Origin of the sequence: Sinorhizobium sp. RAC02 (genome assembly GCF_001713395.1) — a bacterium.
Taxonomy (GTDB): domain Bacteria; phylum Pseudomonadota; class Alphaproteobacteria; order Rhizobiales; family Rhizobiaceae; genus Shinella.
Genome location: NZ_CP016452.1, coordinates 2,047,718 through 2,068,270 on the forward strand (window position 1 = coordinate 2,047,718; position 20,553 = coordinate 2,068,270).

General features: G+C 61.3%; 17 protein-coding genes and 3 pseudogenes. 5 read left to right on the plus strand and 15 right to left on the minus strand.

Annotated features, from left to right (window positions below):
- Positions 1 to 65: 65 nt before the first annotated feature.
- Both BSY16_RS30540 and BSY16_RS30545 read right to left on the minus strand, forming a co-directional pair.
- Positions 66 to 740 carry a DUF1275 family protein gene (locus BSY16_RS30540; RefSeq protein WP_069063482.1) on the minus strand — a complete coding sequence of 225 codons (675 nt, stop codon included), beginning with the start codon at positions 738 to 740 and terminating at the stop codon, positions 66 to 68.
- Entirely contained in the window at positions 734 to 1,249 is a 516-nt protein-coding gene (locus tag BSY16_RS30545) for a cysteine hydrolase family protein (protein WP_150130193.1), read from the minus strand. The genes BSY16_RS30540 and BSY16_RS30545 overlap by 7 nt, the downstream gene beginning before the upstream one ends.
- A gap of 375 nt (positions 1,250 to 1,624) precedes the next feature.
- Here BSY16_RS30545 and BSY16_RS30550 point away from each other — a divergent pair, with 375 nt between their 5' ends.
- Together BSY16_RS30550 and BSY16_RS30555 are read left to right on the plus strand one after the other, a co-directional pair.
- Entirely contained in the window at positions 1,625 to 2,038 is a 414-nt protein-coding gene (locus tag BSY16_RS30550) for an NUDIX hydrolase (RefSeq protein WP_069063809.1), read from the plus strand.
- Positions 2,039 to 2,140: 102 nt separating this feature from the next.
- Positions 2,141 to 3,322 (plus strand): multidrug effflux MFS transporter, encoded by a 1,182-nt coding sequence (locus BSY16_RS30555; RefSeq protein WP_286157293.1) that lies wholly within the window; start codon positions 2,141 to 2,143, stop codon positions 3,320 to 3,322.
- Between the two features lie 108 nt (positions 3,323 to 3,430).
- Here BSY16_RS30555 and BSY16_RS30560 read toward each other — a convergent pair whose 3' ends face one another.
- The 12 genes from BSY16_RS30560 to BSY16_RS30615 form a co-directional block, all read right to left on the minus strand.
- Positions 3,431 to 4,591 (minus strand): amidase family protein, encoded by a 1,161-nt coding sequence (locus BSY16_RS30560; RefSeq protein ID WP_069063485.1) that lies wholly within the window; start codon positions 4,589 to 4,591, stop codon positions 3,431 to 3,433.
- A gap of 9 nt (positions 4,592 to 4,600) precedes the next feature.
- The gene (locus tag BSY16_RS30565) at positions 4,601 to 5,308 is read right to left on the minus strand and encodes an ABC transporter ATP-binding protein (protein WP_069063486.1); all 708 of its coding nucleotides are present in this window, start codon (positions 5,306 to 5,308) and stop codon (positions 4,601 to 4,603) included.
- Positions 5,301 to 7,049, minus strand: a complete 1,749-nt coding sequence (locus tag BSY16_RS30570) for a branched-chain amino acid ABC transporter ATP-binding protein/permease (protein WP_069063487.1) — start codon at positions 7,047 to 7,049, stop codon at positions 5,301 to 5,303. The genes BSY16_RS30565 and BSY16_RS30570 overlap by 8 nt, the downstream gene beginning before the upstream one ends.
- Complete coding sequence (locus BSY16_RS30575; RefSeq protein ID WP_069063488.1) at positions 7,042 to 7,875, minus strand: branched-chain amino acid ABC transporter permease; 834 nt, start codon at positions 7,873 to 7,875, stop codon at positions 7,042 to 7,044. The genes BSY16_RS30570 and BSY16_RS30575 overlap by 8 nt, the downstream gene beginning before the upstream one ends.
- A 53-nt stretch (positions 7,876 to 7,928) precedes the next feature.
- Positions 7,929 to 9,077, minus strand: coding sequence for a substrate-binding protein (locus BSY16_RS30580; RefSeq protein WP_069063489.1), 1,149 nt, complete (start codon positions 9,075 to 9,077; stop codon positions 7,929 to 7,931).
- A 33-nt stretch (positions 9,078 to 9,110) separates the two neighbouring features.
- On the minus strand, positions 9,111 to 9,956 hold the full coding sequence (locus tag BSY16_RS30585) for a nitrilase family protein (protein ID WP_069063490.1): 846 nt from the start codon (positions 9,954 to 9,956) through the stop codon (positions 9,111 to 9,113).
- 290 nt (positions 9,957 to 10,246) lie between these two features.
- Positions 10,247 to 10,870 (minus strand): ANTAR domain-containing response regulator, encoded by a 624-nt coding sequence (locus BSY16_RS30590; protein ID WP_069063491.1) that lies wholly within the window; start codon positions 10,868 to 10,870, stop codon positions 10,247 to 10,249.
- A 2-nt stretch (positions 10,871 to 10,872) separates the two neighbouring features.
- Positions 10,873 to 12,003: a transporter substrate-binding domain-containing protein gene (locus BSY16_RS30595; protein ID WP_069063492.1), complete on the minus strand. Its 1,131-nt coding sequence runs from the start codon at positions 12,001 to 12,003 to the stop codon at positions 10,873 to 10,875.
- 282 nt (positions 12,004 to 12,285) lie between these two features.
- Entirely contained in the window at positions 12,286 to 13,221 is a 936-nt protein-coding gene (locus tag BSY16_RS30600; protein ID WP_069063810.1) for an MBL fold metallo-hydrolase, read from the minus strand.
- A gap of 99 nt (positions 13,222 to 13,320) precedes the next feature.
- Positions 13,321 to 14,151: an alpha/beta fold hydrolase gene (locus BSY16_RS30605; protein ID WP_069063811.1), complete on the minus strand. Its 831-nt coding sequence runs from the start codon at positions 14,149 to 14,151 to the stop codon at positions 13,321 to 13,323.
- Positions 14,152 to 14,412: 261 nt separating this feature from the next.
- Positions 14,413 to 14,925 (minus strand): type 1 glutamine amidotransferase family protein, encoded by a 513-nt coding sequence (locus BSY16_RS30610; RefSeq protein WP_286157294.1) that lies wholly within the window; start codon positions 14,923 to 14,925, stop codon positions 14,413 to 14,415.
- 87 nt (positions 14,926 to 15,012) lie between these two features.
- Entirely contained in the window at positions 15,013 to 17,703 is a 2,691-nt protein-coding gene (locus BSY16_RS30615; protein WP_069063812.1) for an ATP-binding protein, read from the minus strand.
- A 361-nt stretch (positions 17,704 to 18,064) separates the two neighbouring features.
- On the opposite strand from BSY16_RS30615, the pseudogene BSY16_RS33020 reads away from it, so the two are divergent.
- The 3 pseudogenes from BSY16_RS33020 to BSY16_RS33025 all read left to right on the plus strand — a co-directional run.
- A pseudogene (locus BSY16_RS33020) lies at positions 18,065 to 18,499 on the plus strand (tripartite tricarboxylate transporter permease); the annotation flags it as partial.
- Positions 18,500 to 18,539: 40 nt separating this feature from the next.
- A pseudogene (locus tag BSY16_RS30620) lies at positions 18,540 to 18,998 on the plus strand (class I SAM-dependent methyltransferase); the annotation flags it as partial.
- A gap of 8 nt (positions 18,999 to 19,006) precedes the next feature.
- Positions 19,007 to 19,466 (plus strand): annotated as a pseudogene (locus BSY16_RS33025) (DDE-type integrase/transposase/recombinase); the annotation flags it as partial.
- An 83-nt stretch (positions 19,467 to 19,549) separates the two neighbouring features.
- On the opposite strand, the gene BSY16_RS30625 reads toward BSY16_RS33025, so the two are convergent.
- Complete coding sequence (locus BSY16_RS30625) at positions 19,550 to 20,485, minus strand: AraC family transcriptional regulator (RefSeq protein WP_069063494.1); 936 nt, start codon at positions 20,483 to 20,485, stop codon at positions 19,550 to 19,552.
- Positions 20,486 to 20,553 lie beyond the last annotated feature (68 nt).

Below are 20,553 nucleotides of genomic sequence, written 5' to 3' on the forward strand. Positions count from 1 at the left end.
ACCTTCGAGATGACGTGGAAAGGGGGCGATTGCGCCTGCGGGTGCAAACAACATTGCCCATCCGTTCAGTTCGGCTTTTGCGCGCTCCTCGGCGAATAGAAAAGGCCGACCAGAAGCAGCAAGAGAGCTGGCAAAAGCATGCCGGCAACGCCTACCGTCACTTGCGCGAACGCGCCGGCCGCACATCCCGCCACGAAGCCGAGCACCAGGATGATCGACGTCAGCGATTGCCCCCACTCTTCAGGTTTCTCGCTATAGCCGATGAGGCGACGGGCAGCGGCGACGGCGAGCCCGGCGATGTTGCCTGTCATCAGTGAAAACGGTGGGCCGAGCCTGGGGTCGAGGCGCTCGATCGCAGTCAACATCCCCATCGCGACAACCGCGAGAAGCGCACACGCCGACACCGGCCCGGCGTCGAAGATGGCAAGAAGGCCGGCCGTTGCGAACGCCGCTGCGGCGATAATGAGCGTCCAGAACGTCGCGCGTTCGAGAGGCTTGATCCAGGCGACCATGATGGCCGCCAAGCCCGCACCTACCATGAAGAGCGGGAATGTCATGAGCTGGAGATCACGCAGGCCGCCTTTTTCATGGCCGACCAGACCCAGCCCCAACAGCACGACATTGCCGGTGACCAGCCCAACGAAAAGGCCGCCCAAGTGAATGAAGAAGAGCGCGTCCGCAAATCCGGAAACGAATGCCAGCGCCAGTGAATTGCTTTTCCCACGAAGTATGTTCAGCATTGTCCCCTCGCTGGTTGCTCATGAAGGCCGGAAAGCGAAATTCTGCCCCTGGGGCAGCTCGGTTCCCGGCGGATAAGAGGCAGCATCTGGGCCGGCTTGATCTCTTCGGTTCGCCCAGTGGCCGCCCGGTGAAGAAAGATGTAGCGCGTTTGATTGTGTCGAATAATTGCAACAATAATTTTGAGTGAATTGCGAATTACGAAATAATTAGATCGGGAAACGCGAAGCTCCCGCGCCGACTTTGAGCATCGAATGCGATAATCGACGGGTCGTTGCCCTTTGCTGGCGCTGGCCCGGATCGTCGGCATCAGGGGGTCGCTATAAACCCTGGATGCGGAGGTCGACACGACAATCGGCAGGTTGAAAAGACGTGCTGTCCGGGCAAGGGCTACCGTATTGCCAACCAGCGGCTGGCGATCGTCGGATCCCGCACCGAACGCGAGCCCCGCCTGCTGGTCGACGATCAAGAGCAAGGGCTCGATGGGGGGCAGAAGGGGAAGGGCCGTCATCGTTTGCACTCCGAAGAACAGTTCGATGATTGCAATGGTAGTCACCCGGCCCGTCGGCGACTTGAACGAAAGTTTGGAATTTTGCCGAAACCGCTCAGATTTACTGGCAGGCGTGCCTTCGCACGGAAACGCCGGTCTTGGATTTCTCCATTGCCGTGGCGGGCTGACTTCCCTCGTCTTCACTGAGGTGCCGTCTTAACGGAAGCCTTGATGAAGCGAACCGGACTGTCCGGCCCAAATAGTCGTCAGCTACTTCGGGCATACGCAGTCGTTGCGGGCGACCTGTTCCGGAGACGGACATGGTGTATCCTGCCCCGTGAAATCCCCGGCGAGAATCGGCTCTCGTTCCGGCGAGCCCAGAGTTTGGCAGATGACATTTCTCCCTTCAAAGGCGCAAAAATCGCATTGCTTTATCAAGGGCAACTGATCGCCTATCAGCGCGACCAGAAACCGGACATCCCGTTTCCCGGCATGTGGGATCTTCCCGGAGGAGGGCGGGAAGAGGGTGAAACTCCGATGGAGTGCGCAATCCGGGAGACGCAAGAGGAATTCGATATCACGATCGATCCCGAGTGGATCGTATGGGAGCGACACTATCCGGCGCCGATTTCGACCGACCCTGGGAGCTATTTCTTTGTTGCAAAGCTTGAAGGTGGCTTCGGGCCGATAAGGTTTGGCGACGAGGGTCAGCAATGGGCAATCATGCCGATTGCCGAGTTCCTGGATCACTCCGAGGTCGTCGAAAGTTTGAAAAGCAGATTGCGCGACTATCTCCTGAAGAACGCCTGACCTGGGGTTTCAGGCACCCTCCAGGAGTGCGATAGATACAGCAAGGCTGTTTGGGGGAATACGAATCTGAAGACCGTATCGATCAGCTTGCGTGAACGCATAGTGCTCTACGCCCTGCTCACGTCGCTGACTTCCATTAGCATCGACGCACTTTTGCCGGGTCTGCGGGCGATCGGAGCCGATGTCGGCGTTTCACCACCATTATCGACGCAGCATGTCATATCGCTGTTCATCTTCGGCATGGCATTTGGAGAACTGCTGCTGGGGCCGATTTCCGATGCGCTGGGCCGGAAGAAGGCACTTGTCCTCGGCCTTGGTGTCTATGCGGCCGGAACCATCATCGCTATGCTGGCGGGCTCGCTGGAAATGGTTATCCTGGGGCGTTTCCTGCAGGGAGTCGGTGTTTCCGGCCCCAAGATTGCAACGCGAGCGATGATTCGCGACCAATTTGAAGGTGACGCCATGGCCCGCGTCATGTCCTTCATGTTCACGCTGTTTATTCTCGTACCGATGCTGGCGCCAGCCTTGGCGCAAGCTGTCATCCTCACCGCAGGATGGCGCAGCATCTTCATCTGCTACCTCGTGTTCGCCGGCTTCCTCGGTCTTTGGCTAATGCTGCGCCAGCCGGAAACCCTGCCGCCGGAGCGACGGATCACCTTTCGGCCAAGACTGCTGTTCCGCAACGCGCAGCGCATTCTCACGAACCGTCGCGTCGCGTTGCTGATCCTCGCCACCGGCTTCGTTTTTGGTGCGCAACTTCTTTATCTGAGCACGGCCGCCGATCTCTTTTACGATGCCTACGGGATCGCGGAGACCTTTCCGCTCTATTTTGCCATGCTGGCCACCGGCATCGGACTTGCCTCGTTTCTCAATGCGAAGCTGGTGCCACGCTACGGCATGGATGCCATGGCCCGCATCGGCTTTCTCGGCCTGACGCTGGCGGGGATGGCGATGCTCTCCGCGGTCCTCACCTTCGACGGGCATCTGCCGCTTGCGATCCTTCTGGCCCTGACCTATGCCGCCTTCTTCTCAATTGGCATGCTCTTCGGCAATCTCAACGCCATGGCGATGCGCCCGCTTGGACAGGCCGCAGGATTGGCAGCGTCGCTGATCGCCTCCGGCTCCAGCCTCGTCGCCACGGTATTTGCGATAACGATTGGCCACTTCTACGACGGCACCCCCCTCAACCTGGCCTGCGGTCTCTTCATCGCCGGCATGTTTTCGCTGATCCTTGCTGAACTGTCGGCGCGCGGCTCTACGATTCCAATAGAGGTTGTTCGATAGAGCGTCGCAGAAATCCTGGTTTCGCAAACATGCACTAACGTTGGCCATGGATTATCCCGTGGGGGCAGACCGTCCCCTCGTCCGCAGCCTGCCCATGGATCGGTCGGATCACGGCACTCGGACCCGCAGTGCGGTATCCACAAGCAACAAATCTGCATTCGCTGCTCCGATGAGCGACAGTGAGAACTCCCGATCGCCCACCGAAGCCGGAAATGCCAGTTGCGAGTAACCGCCAAGGCCAGCAAGACATAAATAGGGAATGCAGGCCGAACGGAATTCGGCAAGTTGATCCGCGGTGTCTTCACGACGCGGGGGGCTCGCCGCCAGCGTTGGCAAGGCAAGCAACGCGCCGTCTGCAAAGGCAGCATTCATTTCCCTGCGAAAAGCCCTCCTGATCGCCTGCGCCTCCTTGACCACGGCCGGCGTCAGCCGCGACCCGGACAGGAGGCGGGCCGCGATGCTCGGCGCAATCGTCGAACCGTGGAGCTCGAAGAACGACCGATTACTTTCCCAGGCTTCGCTCTGCAGGATCGTAACGAAAGCCGACGCAAGGTCGCCGTACCCAATCGAAGACAGGGAACGGACACGCTGGAGCGGCACGGCGGTCGAGTGGATGCATGCAACCAGCGCATCGGCGATGGCCGGATCGATCGAGTGCAGAATGTCTTCCGCAATCACAATGGATGTCGTTTGGCCCGGAACGGTCGGAAGGCCGACCGAGCCGGCGACCTGCGCCATGTGCTGGAGATGCGCGGTCATAAAACCCGGAACATCGAAGCTCGAAGCGAGCGGGCGCAAACCGGCTGTGTTCAGTGTCCCATGGGTGGGCCGCAGACCTACGACGCCATTGATCGCAGCCGGCAGCCTGACCGAGCCTGACGTGTCCGTGCCAAGGCCGATATCCGCAAGGCCCGCGGCGACGGCGACAGCGGAACCGGACGATGAGCCGCCGGGGATCCGCTCCGGGTGTCGCGGATTGATCGGCATTCCGAAATGTACATTGTCGCCGATCAACGAATAGGCAAGCTCGTCGGTGTTGGTCTTGCCGACAAAGCGCGCGCCGTCATCGAGCAGCGTCTGTACAAGCGGCGCCGTCTCCGTCTTGTTACCCGAAGCGGCGAGCAAGACCGGGTTTCCCGCAGCCGTCGGATATCCGGTGACATCGAACAGATCCTTCACCGCCAGTCGCAGACCGGACAGGCGGCCGGCGGGCGCATGCTGCACCGCTTTGCTCGGATAGGGCACGAACGCGTTCCACCGGTCCATCATGGCCGCCGCCTAGATCTTCAGATGCTGCATGACGCGGCCTGCACTACTAGGACCGTTCGCACTGACCTCCTGGATAGCGCCGAGCTTGAGGATCCCCCACCGGTCTGCGACCGAAAGCGCGAAATCCAGGTTCTGCTCGACGAGAAGCACGGTGGTGCCCCACCCCTCACGGTCTTCCTTCAGCGCCCTTGCGATATTCTGGACGACGGACGGCTGCAGGCCCTCGGAGATCTCGTCGATCAGAAGCAACCTCGGACGCAACATGAGGGCGCGCGCCAGGATGAGCATTTTCTGTTCGCCGCCGGAAAGCGTGCCGGCCTTCTGGGCAAGGCGATCCTTGAGAAACGGGAAGTAGGCGTAGACCCGATCCAGCGCATCGGGCAGAAGCCTGTCACTTTTCAAGGCGAGACGAAGATTGTCGCGGATGGCAAGATCCTGGAAAAGTGGCAGCTCCTGTGGAGCATAGCCGATGCCCGATGCGATCAGTTGAGCCGGCTTCCTTCCCGAAATGATCGAGCCATCGACTTTGATGGTCCCACCACTCAGGCCCAGGAAACCTAGGATCGTCTTGAGCAGCGTCGTCTTGCCCATGCCATTCTTGCCGAGCAGCGCGAAGATTTCACCGGACGGGATGGAAAGAGACACATCGTTGACGACATCGTTGATGCCGTAGCCACTCGACACGCCGACGAGTTCGAGTTTTGCGGCCTCAGACATGGGCGCCTCCTGAGTAGATCGTACGGACCGTTTCGGAGTTCACCACCTCCTCGACGGTTCCGTCGAGAACGAGCTTGCCTTGGTGGAGAACAACGATGCGGCTCGATATCTCACGCACGAAGTCGAGATCGTGTTCGACCAGGATCGCGGCAAACCCCATCTCGTCCGTCAGTTTTTTCAGGATGGTGCCGATCGTCATCCGCTCTGTCTTGGTCAGACCCGCAGTCGGCTCGTCGAGAAGGATGACGCGTGGCTGCAGCGCCACCACCATTGCAAGTTCCAATGCCTGCCGCTGGCCATGAGAAAGCAGGGACACAGGTTTGTCGAGCATGGCGGCCATGCCGGTCAGTTCAAGGATATCGACAGCCGGCGCCGGCATTGCGATCTCGGTAGCGGAGTGGACCAAGCTCGGCGTCTGATGGCTGAACCGCGCCATCTTCAGGCATTCACCGATCGTCATGCTGTCGAAAATGCTGGCAACCTGGAACTTTCGTCCGACCCCGAGGGCGACAATCTTCTCCGGCGTGTGACCGGCGATGTTCCTGCCGAGAATGTCGACTTCGCCCTCGACCCGCTCCCTGCCATCGGACAGGCAACGCATCATCGTCGTCTTGCCGGCACCATTCGGGCCGACGAGGCTTATAAGCTCGCCAGAGCGAACTTCCAGGTCGATACCCTTCAGCACCGACAGGGCGCCATAGGACTTCCCGAGATTGCGGATCGACAGGAGACTGCCCTCGTCCTTGCCGGCGAAGGGTCGCATCGGGATCGGCGTCAGCTTGGTCCCTGTGCCGCCCGGCTTCAGCAACCGAGTGACCAGCGAGGCCAGACCACCCGGCAGAAGGATGATCATCACGACGAAAAGCCCACCGACGATCAATTGCCAAAGGTACGGCAGGTCACCGGACAGGTTGGCGCTAAGGTAGTCGATGCCGATGGCGCCGAACATCGGGCCAATGATCGTGCCGCGACCGCCGAGTGCCGTCCAGACGACCAGTTCCGTTCCGAAAACGAAACCGGTGTTCTCCGGTGCGACGACGCCCGACGCATTGGCATAGAGAAAGCCGGCCAGTCCGCAGACGCCAGCAAGCACGGCAGTCAAGGCGATCTTCAGCTTTGCCGGGTTCATACCGAGATATGCGACGCGGGCTTCGTTGTCGCGCACGGCCGCGAGGAGACGGCCGGCATCGGAACGCACGAAGAGGATCGCGAGTGCCGCAACGATGACGAGGCAGATGCCTGCCAGACGAAAGTAGCCGGCGAGACCGAAAGGTAGCGTTTCGTAGCCGACGAGCCCGCTCGAGGAGCCTGTCCAGACGCCGCCGGAGAAGACCGCCTGCGTGACGACGATTGGTACAACGAGCGAGATCACGGTGGCATAGAGTGGTGTCGATCCGTAGTAGAAGGACAACCAGCCGACGGCCAGCCCAAGCAGCAGCGGAACGACCAAAGCCGCGACCAGCGCCACCACGAAGAAGGCGGGGCTCGAACCAAGATGCGTCAGCACCATCGCCGTCGCATAGGCGCCGACCCCGAAGAACGCCGCCTGCCCGAAGGTCAGCACGCCGGTGTAGCCCCAGAGGAGATCGACGGTGATGGCGAGCATCGCATAGATCATCGAGCGCGTCAGTACGTTGAGGCTGAACCGGCCGAGGAACATCGGCCCGAACACGACGAGCAGGATGCCGACGATCGCCAGCACGACAAGGAGAACAAGGCGGAGGTTATGTCTGTTAGGCACGGGCGAATCCTTTCGGTCGGATGCGCAACGTGACAGCGCAAAGAACGGCTACGGCCATGCCGCCGAGAACCGGGCTGAGATAGATGCTGACGAGAACCTGGGCAGCCCCGAAGACGAGGCAGGCCGCAGCCAGTGCGCCGAAGGACGAACCGGCGACCATGACCAGCATGAACGCTCCGGTGAGCCATGCGACGCCCATGTTGGGATCGACGCTGGTCAGCGGCGCCAGAAGCGCGCCGGCCAATGCGGCAAGACCGGTTCCGATCATGAAGGTCGCAAGCCGGACCTTCTCGGTATCGATGCCAAGCGCCCGCGCCAGCGTCTCGTTCATGATCACGGCTCTCGCCGAAAGGCCGAGGCGCGTGCCGTCCAGCAGGAAGGCAAAGCCGAAACCGAGCGCAAGGGCGGCGACAATCGCAAAAAGGCGATAAAGCGAGTAGCTGACGTCGAGGAAGGTGAGCGCGCCCGGCAGCAGCGGCGGGGTGAACTGGACATCACGGCCGAACCACAAGGTGATCAACTGCCCGATGACGATGCCGAGACCCCAGGTCGCAAGAATGGCGTCCAACGGGCGACGGTAGAGCGGCCGCACGATGAAATGCTCGGTCAGGCCACCGAAAGCCGCGCCGACAATGAAGGCAAGCGGAAGCGCGAGCCATGGATTGAGGCCAAGACCGGCAACGACGACGGCGCAATAGGCGCCGATCGTCAGCCAAGCGCCATGGGCGAAGTTGATGATCTTCAGCACGCCGAAGATCGCGAGCAGCCCGGCGGCAACGATGAACAGGATAGCCGCGGTACTGACGATATCGAGAACAAGTGTCATGTCGAAAAAATCCGATGCTGGAGGCGGAGCTTTCGCCCCACCCCGCACGAGAATTACAGGTTAGGGCACTGATCCCCTGGATCGACATCTTTGAAGCTGTCGACGACGACGACGCTTCCGTCGTCCTTCACCTGGCCGAGATACATCGTCAGCGGCGCATGATGCTGCTTGCTCATCGAAACCTCGCCGCGCGGTCCCTTGAAGGAAACGACCGGTAAGGCCTCGATAACAGCTTCCGTATCAATTGAGCCGGCTTTCTCGACGGCTGCCTTGTAGAGATAGATCGCCTCGTACTGCGGCACGGAAAGGTCGTTGGGCGTGCGCAGTTCCTTGCCGAACTTCGCCTCCATCGCAGCCAGGAATGCCTTGTTTTCGGGGCTTTCGATGGCGGTGACATAGGACGCGGACAGGAAGATGTCCTTGGCTTCGGCTCCCATGCTTTTGGCGGTCCCTTCATCGACCGCGAGATTGCCGTAGGGTAGCTCGACGCCGGATGACCGCAATTGCTTGGTCAAGGTCACGTTCGGCGCGCCGCCGGCGGTCGATGTAATGATTGCATCCGCACCGGATGACTTGGCCTTTGAAATAACGGCCGTCCAGTCGCTTCCGTCTATCGGCAGATATTCCTCGCCAACGACTTCAGCACCGGATTTGGTGATGTAGTCCTTGGCAAACGTGAGCATTCCGCGGCCGAACGCGTAGTCGGAGCCGATCAGGAAGAACTTCTTCGCGCCCTGCTTGTTGATGAAGTTGTCGACGACCGGCGGAACCTGCTGTTCCGGCACCCAGCCATTGACGAAGAGATTGGCGTTACACGACTTTCCCTCGTAGAACGAAGTGTAGATGTAGGGAACGTCACCCTTGCTGATGATGGGCAGGCCCGCATTGCGCGCAGCGCTTGTTTCCATCGAGATGACGACATTGACCTCCTTCTGGAAGACGAGCGCATCGAAAGCCTTCTGGGCACCAGCCGCTCCGGAAGCGTCGTCGGCAATTTCCAGCTGCAACTGGCGCCCGAGAACGCCGCCCTTTGCATTAATTTCCTCGACGGCGAGTTCGGCCGCCTGGACGACCGAAGGCGCAACAACACTGTTGGCGCCCGAGAGACCGACAGGAACGCCGATCTTGATCGGGTCCTCTGCAAAGGCGGATGTGGCAAATGCCGCTGATGCCAATGCTAAAGTGATGAGTTTATTTTTCATTTTGTTCCCCTTTCTTGGCTTGGTTGGTTGGAATCAACCGTAGACATCCGCCCGGCGATCACCGAGCAGATGGTTGAAACTGTTGAGTGCCCGGGTATCGGCAACACTCGACAGATCGATGTCCGCGAGAAGGATTTCCTCGCGGTCGGCACTTGCAGGGCCGGATATGGGCCAGCCCTGCGGCCCAAGGATCAGGCTGCGTCCGATGAAATTCTGGCCCCGCTCCGTGCCGATCCGGTCGGCGCAGGCGATGAACAGGCCGTTGCTGTGCGCTGCTGCCTTGTGCAGGATATTTGCCATGGGCTCCGGTACGGTTTCCGCGCAGGCCATCGGCACCCAGTTGGTCGGAACGCAGACGAGCTCGGCACCGGCGAGCGCGAGTTTGCGAAAGGTCTCCGGAAACCAGCCATCGTAGCAGATCGCAATGCCGACGCGCCCGAACGGCAGGTCGAAGACCGGCAAGCCGAGGTCGCCTTTTTCAAAATAGCGATGTTCGTTGTTCCAAAGGTGCAGTTTGCGGTATTTGCCGATAAACCCCTGCGGGCCGCATATCATCGCGCTGTTGTAAAAACGGTCGCCATCGCGCTCTGCGACACCGCTGACGAGGTGGATGGATTGCTCGATGGCAAGGCGGCAGAGGGCGTCTGCGCTCTCTCCACCCGGAACCGCGCCCGCCATCTCTGCGACTTCGTCTGCATCGTTGAAATTGTATCCGCTGTCAGCCAATTCCGGCAGGACGACAATCTCCGCACCATCGCTCGCGGCGCGCGTCACCAAGCGTTCGATCGCCGCAAGATTGCCGGCACGATCGCCGACGACCGGTTCGAATTGAATTGCTGCGATCGTCACGCGGCGCGGGGTTGAGGTCTTGGGAACCAAAATTATCTCCAAACGCAAAAAACCCCTGGCACGGAAATCAATCCGTGAACCAGAGGCTACATAGCCAACATGTAAAAAGCGGCAGCCCTGCCGCTGAGCAATCTTGCTCGTTCTCACAAGACTTTCACAGGAGAAGTTCGCCGTCAAGTACGGCGAGCGTGTATTTTCCCGCCTGGAAAAATGCAGAACAAACGGTCGGTCGAAATACGGCTTCGCAGGCTCCGCAAATCAACTAACTAATTGTAAATAAAAGATTATAGTCGACATGTCTGCGCGTGTTTCCGCTCGACTCAGGTGTCGTTTCGTCCGGCTGTCTGTAGCCCGAGACTCTTCATGGTTTCGTGAGCGGCAATGATGGATTCGGCGATCGCCGCCATTGGCATCCGCTTGGCCGTTGCCTGATCACGAAGCAATTTGTAGGCGGATTCTTCATCGAGACCATTGATGGTTCGCAGCGCCGATACGGCTCTTTCGACGAGGCGACGACCCTTCAGAGTGTCCTCAAGCTTCTGGACCTTGCCGGCCAGCCGCTTCTCGTAGCTGTGCCGGTACCGCGCCAGGGCAAACTGGGTGAGGATGCCAAGGGGCCTCAGCGGCTTGCTGATGACGCCGTGGGCATTGAGATCGATAATGGCCTGGAGCGACGTCGGGCTTTCATAGGTGACGATGGCAATGATCGCCGGCTGATGCTGGTCGGCCAGATGCAAGGCGTTCGCGACTTGGACATCCTCGATATGCAGGAACACCGTATCGACGTCGGCCGGCAAGACGGGTGGCAAGGGCCAGGTCGCCCGAACCTCGCAGCCAAGCCGTTTGAGATGGGCGACCAGCGCGTCCCCGTCCTCGTCTCTCGGGTGAACGACGAGAACCCTGGCGCGCCGCAGATCCTGCATGATCCTACCGGGACCTGCCATGTTCAGGCCTCCAGCCAGACGTCTTCGAACCGCGAGGCAGCCAGATACGGATCGGGGCGTAGCGGACCTGGCGCCTGCCAGGCGATATCGAACAGCCCGTCGGCTCGTGCAACGCCGATGCGTGGATGCAGCCAGAGATGACGCGTGTCGGCATCGAAACTCAACCGCCCTTCCGGAGCTAGAAACTCCTCTGCGAGAATTTCCTCGGAAATGCGGTGGGTCTCCAGTGATCCGGCGCGGGCGAGAGCCCGAGCAAAGAGATGCACCTGCACATAGGCCGGCTGCGACCAGACGCTCGTCGTTACCTCCGGACCAAACCGGGCCTTGAATGCGCTGACGAAGCGATCGTTGGCCGCCGTCTCCACCGTCTGGAAGTAGGTTGCCGAGAGGATGTGCCCGGTGCACAGATGCGCCCCGATCTCGCGAATTTCCGTTTCCGCCATGGTCAGGCTGGCGATGGGCACCTTTGCACGATCAATACCGGTCTCAGCATACATCTGGTAGAATTTCTGCGCGGATCGGCCGATGATCGTGGAAAAGATCGCATCCGGTTTCAGCCGCAGAATATCGGAAATGACCGAGCGCAACGTATCCTCCGTTGCATTTATCGGAATATAGCGCTCACTGACGATTTCGCCGCCTTTCGCCTCCAGCACGTCGCGCATGACGCGGTTGGATTCGCGCGGATAAATGTAATCGGCGCCAACGAAGAGAATGCGCGGTCCGTAGGTGCGAAGCAGATATTCTGCAAGCGCGAACGTATTCTGATTTAGCGTCGCCCCGGTATAGACCACGTTCTCCGAATATTCGAAGCCTTCATACATGGACGGATAGAACAGAAGGCCGTCGTGCCGCTCAACGATGGGGAGAACGGCCTTGCGGCTTGCCGACATGGAGCCGCCGAAAATGATGTTCACGTCATCGTCGGTGAGAAGCTTGCGCGCCAGTTCCCTGTAGGCGGCATTATCTCCGCCCGGATCATAGGCGACGGGGACGATGGGCTTGCCGAGCACACCGCCGGCCGCATTGATCTCCTCGATCGCAAGCGCCGTCCCGAAGAAATGCTCGCTCTCGGTGACTTCGGTCACGCCGCTGCGAGAGAAAAGAATTCCAACCCGCCACTCGGTGTCCATGACATCACTCCAGCATTTCGACTTGGTCGGAACAAGGCACACCTATTACCGGCCATGGCAAGCAAAACGCCACCTACTTGGTGAATACAGATAGATAAGGACGATAGAAAGCGCGGTTTCCAAACCTTGCCCTGAAAAACCGTCGCTTCCGAAACGACGGCCGACCGCCGCTGTTTTTTGCAGAAATCGGGTCGCCCTCCATGTTCTCGCCAAGGCGATAGGCGTTTCGACAATTGCGAGAAGGCAGTGCCGCCCGCGATTGCCGGGCACGTGCAGAACACATCAGGCCGGCACGAAGCGATAAGCAGCACCGGCGCGCTCGGCATAGCCGACGCCCGGATAGGTCCAGTGGTAGCCCAGCATCTTGATCTTTTCCGTGGCGGCCCGGTCGAGCAGCATCTGCCGGCTTTTCAGGGCCGTCTCCGCATCCGTGTCGAAACCGAAATGCCAGTCCGGCCGTGCAAAGAAGATGGTATCGCTGGTGCAGGCATCGCCCGTCACGAGCAGGTTGCCGTCGCCGGCAAGCTCAAGGGAGAGATGTCCGGGCGTGTGGCCGAGTGTTGGCAGGACCGCCATGCTCGGCACGATCTCGTCGCCCGGCTTGACCAGCGTCAGGCGATCCTTGACCGCGCCGAGATCCCGCTGCGCGCCCTTGGCGAAACCGTGCAGCCCGGATGGCTGGCGGGTTTCGAAGGCCGGGTCGGTCCAGAATGCCGCTTCCGCCTCGCCGACATAATAATGGGCATTCGGGAAAAGCACCCTGCCGTCGGGCGTCGTCGTGCCGCCGGAATGGTCGGGGTGTACATGGGTAAAGACGATTTTGGTGATCTCCTCCGGCTTGACGCCCAGTGTCCCGAGGTTTTCCGCAAGGCGCCCCGCGCTTGCCTGGAAATACGGCCCGCAGCCGTTGTCGACGAGGATGAGATCGTCGCCATGGCGGATCAGCGGGATGTTCGCCTGCACCGCCGCGCCCTTCTCGTCGCCGCCGAGCCGTTTCAGGAAATCGGCCCGCTCTTCGGCATTGGCATCGGGCAGCAGGATTTCCGGCGGCAGCATCAGCACGCCGTCGCTGACGACCGTAATATCGAAGGCGCCATGGTTGAATTTATGAAAGGGCGCGGCAAGTACCTGGCGCGGCAGGGCAAGCAATGCAGTGGCCGCAGCGGCGCCCGCAAGCAACTGCCGGCGGGTGGCAAGAATGGTTTTTGCTTCGACTATAGGCATCACAGGTCTCCTCTGATGATCGTCTCGAAGAGGGAAAAGCGCGCGCCGGGCCGAGAACGGCCGCGACGCGCGGGGCTGCCGGGGAGGCGCGGGTCAGCCCTTGATAAAGGCCAGGAGATCGGGATTGACGATCTCAGGATGGGTAGCGCACATGCCGTGCGGCAGGCCGTTGTAGGTTTTCAGCGTGCCGTTCTTCAGCAACTTTGCCGAAAGCGGGGCGGAATCCGCATAGGGCACGATCTGGTCGTCCTCGCCATGCATGACGAGGACCGGCAGGTCGATCGCCTTGAGATCCTCCGTGAAATCGGTCTCGGAAAAGGCTTTTATGCAATCGTAATGGGCCTTTGCACCGCCCATCATGCCCTGCCGCCACCAGTTGGTGATCAGACCTTGCGAGACTTTTGCGCCAGGCCGGTTGAAGCCGTAAAAGGGACCAGCCGGCACATCCAGAAAGAACTGCGCGCGGTTGGCAACGAGCGCAGCACGAAAACCGTCAAAAACCTCGATCGGCAAGCCCCCGGGATTCGTTTCCGATTTCACCATGACCGGCGGCACCGCGCCGATGATGACCGCCTTGGCGACCCGCCCCTTCTTCGCACGGGCGACATAATGCACCACTTCGCCGCCGCCCGTCGAATGGCCGACGTGGACGGCGTCCTTCAGGTCGAGCGCATCGGTGAGCGCTGCGACGTCAGCGGCATAGGTATCCATCTCGTTGCCGGTGTCGGTTTGCGTCGAGCGACCATGGCCGCGGCGATCGTGGGCAATGACGCGGAAACCCTCGTTGAGGAAGTACATCATCTGATTGTCCCAGTCGTCAGCTGAAAGCGGCCAGCCGTGATGGAAGACGATGGGCTGCGCATCGCGCGGGCCCCAGTCCTTGTAGAAGATTTCGACATCGTCAGCAGTCTTGATGAAAGGCATGGCGTTGGTTCCCTTCGTTTCGTTTGGTTCGGTGGTTGATGCCTGGGCGGCGGCATCCAGCGGCAGGGCGAGCACCGCAAGGCCGGCGGCAGCGCCAAGGAGAAGATCGCGGCGCGTGGCCTCTAGTGGAAAGGCGATGGCTCGTTCATACATGACTTGCCTCCTGTGCGGGTTTTCCCGCGTCTCGTTGACGGGCATCAGGTTGACGCAGGCCCGGCCGCAACACGAGTTAAGCGTCGTAAATCGATGCAAACGGGCTCGTCACCCACACTGCTGCACGACGCGGATGAGCGCCTGTGCCGCGCGCAGTGGCGATTGCGCACTCTCGCCGAGGATCAGGAGGCCATTGCCCGCCCCCTCCGGTGTAACAAGCACATGCCGGCCAGGCACGAGCGCGACCGGTTTTCCCGCGGCCAGAAAGGCACGTACCAGCGGCGCAAGGCCATACTCTCCGTCCGACCATATCCCGCCCGCCATGCCGAAGCAAAAGGCTCCGTTGAAATCCTCGATGACGATCTGGTCGACTGAGAGCGTATCGGCGAGTTCGTCACGGGCTTGCCTGTCAGCCCGGAAGCGTTCGACCGCATCGCCGCCCTCGCCCCGCGCGCCCGCCAGTATCGGCGGCCCGCCGAGGGGGGTGGCAATGGCGATCTCGGCGCCCACGTCCTTGAAGGCGTAGTAGGCGGGTGCGATCCAGGAAAGGCCGACCTCCATCTCCTCCGCGTCCTCGACGATAAGGATCAGGAAGCGGGGGACGGCGGGCATTTCTGTCATTTTCTCACTCCTGTTCTCGCAGCATCATCATCGCTCTGGGCGAGAACTACGAGTTGAGAGTTGTAAATCCGTGTTAACCGCCGCGCCCTACCCGGCTGCGGGCAACACCTTGCACGCATCGAGCGAGCCCAAATCCCGCTCGATGCGGCGGGCCCAACCGAGCGCGCCATCCTGCGCCGCCACCGCCGTGGCAAGGCCGAGGTCCGTCCACGCCGCACCAGCCGCACCCTTCAGTCCCTCCGCCAGCAAAAGCTCCGCACGCACCCGATGGAGCTCCGGCAGACACCAGCGCTCGCCGCTCGCTTGGCAATGGTCGATCGCCGCCGCAATCGTCGAAAAAGCCTCCGGATGCCGGCATTGCCGGCTGAGGGCGACGGCGGCAAGTGATTGGAAATAGGTTTGGAACAGGGTGAAGCCAGCGCCTTGCAGCGTCGCCATGGCGGGGCGAAGCTGGCGCAGGCACGCTTGCGTCTCGCCCCGCTGAAGCAGGCGCTCCGCCTCGAAGCAGTCCGCATAGGCATGCCAGACGTCGAGCGACAGTGCCCGCGTGTGTTCGCGAAGCTCCGCGATGTAACCGGTGGCGAGGTCGTCCCGGCCTGAGAGGAGTGCCAACGGGCAGGCCGCCTCCGCCAGCACATTGGAAAGCGACAGCGTGTGCCGGATGCTCTTGGCGTAGTCGATGGTCTCCTGCACCTCCAGCAACGCCGCGCCCTCCTGGCCGAGGAACCACAGGGCGCGGGCAAGGACGATGCGGGCCGTGACGTGCTGGTCGAACTGGAAGCGTATGGAATGTTGCCCGCCGCGAAGGTCGGTATAGTCACGCAGCATCTGCCGCAGTTCATCCCGTGCCTCAGCATGGCGGCCGAGCCAATGGAGCGTGGCGCCGTGCATGCGGTGGCCGATGATCGCATCCGCGGGGTCGACGGAGATCTTGGCAAGCACCGCGAACCTTTCCGCAAATTGCAGGCCGATCCGCGGCTCGGCGCGATTGATGGCGTCAACCCACAAGGCCCATATCGCTCGCAACTGATGATCCGTGTCGCCGATCGTCTCGGCAATACGCAGCGTCGTTGACCAAGCCGCAATGCCATGCTCCGGCGCGTCCGTGGCGCGCATCTGCGGCCAGCCGAGCGCGGCATTGAGCTTCATGCGGCTGCGCTCATCGAAGCCAGGCCGCGCCTCCAGATAGGCGATAGCACGCGTTACGACCGCCAGGCACTCGTCGAGCAGCGACAGGCGGAAGAAGAGCGGCAGGCTCGCCACCGTCAGCCGCACTCCGAGCGATGGATTGCCGCTCTCGGAAAACGCCCAATCCAGCGCATCGCGCAGGCTTGGCACATGCGCGGAAAATTCCTCCGGCCATTCGACCATCGCAGCGGAATAGAGTTGCTGTTCGTTTTGCACCAGCCACGCCGCCAGCCAGGCGGCAAGTCGGCCCATCGACGCATCGGTACTCCCTGCCGCGGCCAGCTTTTCCGCCGCATAGAGCCGTGTCGTATCGAGCAGGCGGTAACGCGTGCCGGCCGGCTGCGTATCGGCAGCAACCAGCGACTTGGCAACGAGCGAGGCAAGGTCGTCCCCCGCCTCCCCGCCGGAAAGCACCGCCGCGCCCGCTGCCTCGCTGAAACAGCCGCGCAACACCGAGAGTTCGGCGAGCGCCATCCGCTCCCGTTCGCTGAGGATATTGTAGCTCCAGTCGAGCGTCGCCCGCAGCGTCTGATGCCGCGGCAGCGCCGTGCGCCGCCCGCGCGTCAGCAGGCGAAAACAATCCGTCAGCGCAGCGGCTAGCGCTGGAACGCTGATCGTTTCCAGTCGTCCGGCCGCAAGCTCGATCGCCAATGCGATCCCGTCGAGCTGCGCACAGATTTTGGCGACATGGGGCGTATCCGCATCTGTCAACACATAGCGGCCGAGACAGGCATCGGCGCGCTCGACGAACAATTGCACAGCCGGCGAACGCATCGCCTCCTCGGCGAGACCCGTCTGTGCAGGCAGATCAAGCGGCGGTAAGCGGTGCACACGCTCGCCTTCGGCCCGAAGCGGCTCGCGGCTGGTCGCAAGGACGCGCAGTGCCGGCGCGCGTGCCATGATTGCCTCGACGATGACAGCGACCCCGTCCACCACCTGCTCGCAGCCATCGAGCACGACCAACATGTCGTGCTGTGCAAGATGCACGGCGATATCGCGCACGACATCGTCGCTGCGCGTCAAAATACCGAGCGATGTGGCAATCGAGGTGGCGATGAGGCCGGGCTGCGCCACATCCGAAAGGTCGATCCAGACCGTGCTTTCCGCGCCCGCCGCCACAGCCCGCGCAACAGTGGATTTGCCGATGCCACCCGGCCCGACGATGGTGAGCAGCCGGGACCGGGCAAGCTGCGCGGCGATCTCCATGATCGAATGCTCCCGGCCAAAAATGCGGGGCGTGACCGCGACGCCGGCCAAAACCGGAACCGGCGCGGCATTCTCCGTCGGCCGCGCCACAAGCTCGGCAATGAACGCATAGCCTCGACCCGGCACGTTGGCGATGAACTTCGGTTCTTTCTGGATATCGTCCAGCGCCTTGCGCAACGCGGAAATATGGACGCGAAGGTTGGCCTCCTCGACAAACGTGTCCGGCCAGACATGCCGGACGATTTCCGCATTGGTCTTCAGTTCTCCCGCATGCGCGGCAAGAAAGATGAGGATATCGGCCGCCCGGCTGCCCAGCGGCACGAGCCTGCCATCGCGCAGAAGCGCGCGGCGGGCAGGCGCTAGTGTGAACGGTCCGAATTGCATGTCGCGCACAACATCATCCCCATTCAGGAACCCTGGCAGTCCGGCTGGATTGCCTGTCCCGTTTTCGCTCAGCCTTCCACCGGCTTCGTCCGAGCGGAGAACATCGCAAAGCAACCGATCGCTGCATTTCTGCTCGGATAGCGAGTATCATTTTGAAGCTACCATGACGAACCTGACTCTTAATGCCCCTACATTCCAACAAACGAATCGCACCACCAAAGCACGGGATCGAACAGCCAGACGGATCGTGAAGTAGAGAAGCTATAGCCGCAAGCGTGTGCGCGGCGTTTTTTCACCGCAGCGATCAGGTGTATTTCGAACGCGTCCTAGCTCGTTGCTCGCCCTCGGCCTCCGGCTCGGCGTGGTCGACATCGACCTCATTTCCGGCACGCCGCGCTGCACTCTCAACAACCCGAACCTCCTTGATGGCATCGAGTTCACGGTCGTCGCCATCGGCGTCTTCGGCCTTGGCCAAATGTTCAGCGCGTTGGGCGAGAAAGTCGAAAACCGCGCCGCGCCGAAATACACCTTCCGCTCGCTCTTCTCGCGCCTCAGCGACATCATCCTGTGCTGGGAGGACCTGCTGGTCGATTCGATCGTCGACTTTGCCGTCGGCATCCTGCCCGGTTCCGGCGCGACCGCCTCCACCATCCTCTCCTACGCCGCTCCAAGCGCATGTCCAAGAACCCGGAAAGGTTCGGCAAGGGTGCCATCAGGGCGCCGCAGCGCCCGAAGCTGCCAACAACGCTACTCCTACGCCGCGATGATCCCGCTGCTCACCCTCGGCATTCCGGGCTCGGCGACGACGGCGGTGATGCTGGGTGGGCTCCTGATGCTCGGCCTTCAAGACGGGTCGCGGCGTTGCCTGGGGCGACCAGGGCGGCGGCATATTCTGCGTCGTGGCACGGCTGTTCCGCCCAGGCTACGTCAACACCCTCGTGCAAGAATGGCTTCCGGCGATGGACGGTATCGCCGACAAGCTAAAGGCAGGAGCCACCGTCGCGGACGTCGGATGCGGGCACGGACTGTCGACGATCCTGATGGCACAGGCCTTCCCGTACTCCCGGTTCACGGGCTATGACTTTCACCCGGACTCGATCGCCGCTGCGATCGCGCACGCCAGATCGCATGGCCTGACAAACGCGCACCTTGAAGTTGCGAGAGCCTAGGACTTCAACGGCCACGATTTCGATCTGATCACCTGTTTCGATTGCCCGCACGACATGGGTGATCCCAAGGCAGCGGCAATGCATATTCGCCAAGCACTCAAGCACGATGGGACATGGATGGTGGTCATAAGGCGATGCCACATTGTCAGCAGCTTCGTGGTTGGGCAGTAATGCGGCTGAGATGAATCCGCCGACTATCAGTTACAGAACTACCGCTTTCCACCGCGAATCATCACCCGTGCGGCCTGATTGTATCTCCGGATCCCTTTAAGCCTATGGCTGATTGAGGAAATGCTGTTGGAGCGCGACATCGTCGTGTCTCGTGAAGCGGTACGCGATGGGGTCGCAAATTCGGGGTGGCTTACGCGAAGCAGTTGCGCAGGAAGTAGCCGTCGCGAGAGGATACATGGCGTCTGGACGAGGTCATGATTTCCATTAGCGGCCAAAAACTTGGCTTTGGCCTGCCGTCGACCAGGACGGTCTCGACGAGGTCGCCCAAGCCCGCCGCAAGACCAGACGCCGAAGCGCATCGTCACCGACCAACTGCGCTCATACGAAGTAACAAGACGGGACGTCATATCCGCTGTCGAGCATCCTCGCTCACGTCTGACAATCAGTTGATTGGAACGTCGCGGTCTTTCAGCGTCGGACGTCAAGCAGTGCATATCGCCCTCCCTCTAGGGCGCGCCTCCATTTGCTTTCCGATGCTCGCGGAACTGGCTCGGCGACGCACCGATGATACGTTTGAAGGCACGGCTGAAGGACGCCTCGGACTCGTATCCGAGGCGTTCCGCAATTACGGCGACGCGTTGGCCTTCCCCCAGCCACTGGTGGGCCTGGTGCATGCGCATCCGGGCGACGTACCGAGCGGGCGTTTCACCGACAACGGTGGCAAAGCGCTGGGCGAAGCCGGATCGCGAGGCGCCCATGTGGCGGGCGAGTTCGCCGACACTCCAGTCATGGGATGGATTGAGATGAATGGCCGCGAGAACACGGCCGACTTCCGGGTTTCGGACGGCCGCTAACCAGCCGGTCGAGTCGCCGCAGCCATGTTCCACCCAGGTTCGGATGATCGTGGCGGTCAGCACGTCGGCCAGACGGGAAAGAATACCCCCTGCCCCGACGCGGTTCATATCCACCTCCCGCATCATCGCATCGAGCAAGAGCGGGATTGTCGGCTCGCTGGCCGCCAGATCGCTGGTGCGCATCACGTCCGGCATCAGTTCCAGGAGAGGATGCCGCTTGTCGACGTTGAACCGCATCACCGCAAAAAACAGGAGGTTGCTGGTGTCGGGGCGGGCGCATTGCAGATCGACGATGCCATCGCAGAGGCGTTTTCGCGCCATGGACTCCACCGGCGTGGGCGCCACGCCCGGTTCACTTGCCAGAACATGGGCATCGCCGCGTGGCAACAGGACGGCATCACCTGCGTTCATTTCCGTCCATTCACCGGAGGGCGATTGCAGATAGGCGTGACCGGCGGCCAGGAAATGGAACCGCGCTTCCACCTGGGTCGGGTACGCCGTTGCCCACGGGGCAGAAGGCTGGCAGCGGCCATATTCTACGCCATCAAGGCGTAAGCCCCGCAGCATCTCGGTCAATGGATCGTTCATCGGCGCGCCCCTATTTGGACGAATAGTCATGCCTTATGGATTTCTTAGCATAGAAACACCGCCGCTTC

What these genes read in the sequence shown, in the direction of transcription:
- BSY16_RS30560 (WP_069063485.1), bottom strand. Translation starts at nt 4,591, where the DNA reads ATGATGGACCGGTGGAACGCGTTCGTGCCCTATCCGAGCAAAGCGGTG.
- BSY16_RS30615 (WP_069063812.1), bottom strand. Translation starts at nt 17,703, where the DNA reads ATGCAATTCGGACCGTTCACACTAGCGCCTGCCCGCCGCGCGCTTCTG.
- BSY16_RS30565 (WP_069063486.1), bottom strand. Translation starts at nt 5,308, where the DNA reads ATGTCTGAGGCCGCAAAACTCGAACTCGTCGGCGTGTCGAGTGGCTAC.
- BSY16_RS30545 (WP_150130193.1), bottom strand. Translation starts at nt 1,249, where the DNA reads ATGACGGCCCTTCCCCTTCTGCCCCCCATCGAGCCCTTGCTCTTGATC.
- BSY16_RS30580 (WP_069063489.1), bottom strand. Translation starts at nt 9,077, where the DNA reads ATGAAAAATAAACTCATCACTTTAGCATTGGCATCAGCGGCATTTGCC.
- BSY16_RS30575 (WP_069063488.1), bottom strand. Translation starts at nt 7,875, where the DNA reads ATGACACTTGTTCTCGATATCGTCAGTACCGCGGCTATCCTGTTCATC.
- BSY16_RS30605 (WP_069063811.1), bottom strand. Translation starts at nt 14,151, where the DNA reads ATGCCTTTCATCAAGACTGCTGACGATGTCGAAATCTTCTACAAGGAC.
- BSY16_RS30590 (WP_069063491.1), bottom strand. Translation starts at nt 10,870, where the DNA reads ATGGCAGGTCCCGGTAGGATCATGCAGGATCTGCGGCGCGCCAGGGTT.
- BSY16_RS30610 (WP_286157294.1), bottom strand. Translation starts at nt 14,925, where the DNA reads ATGACAGAAATGCCCGCCGTCCCCCGCTTCCTGATCCTTATCGTCGAG.
- BSY16_RS30625 (WP_069063494.1), bottom strand. Translation starts at nt 20,485, where the DNA reads ATGAACGATCCATTGACCGAGATGCTGCGGGGCTTACGCCTTGATGGC.
- BSY16_RS30540 (WP_069063482.1), bottom strand. Translation starts at nt 740, where the DNA reads ATGCTGAACATACTTCGTGGGAAAAGCAATTCACTGGCGCTGGCATTC.
- BSY16_RS30595 (WP_069063492.1), bottom strand. Translation starts at nt 12,003, where the DNA reads ATGGACACCGAGTGGCGGGTTGGAATTCTTTTCTCTCGCAGCGGCGTG.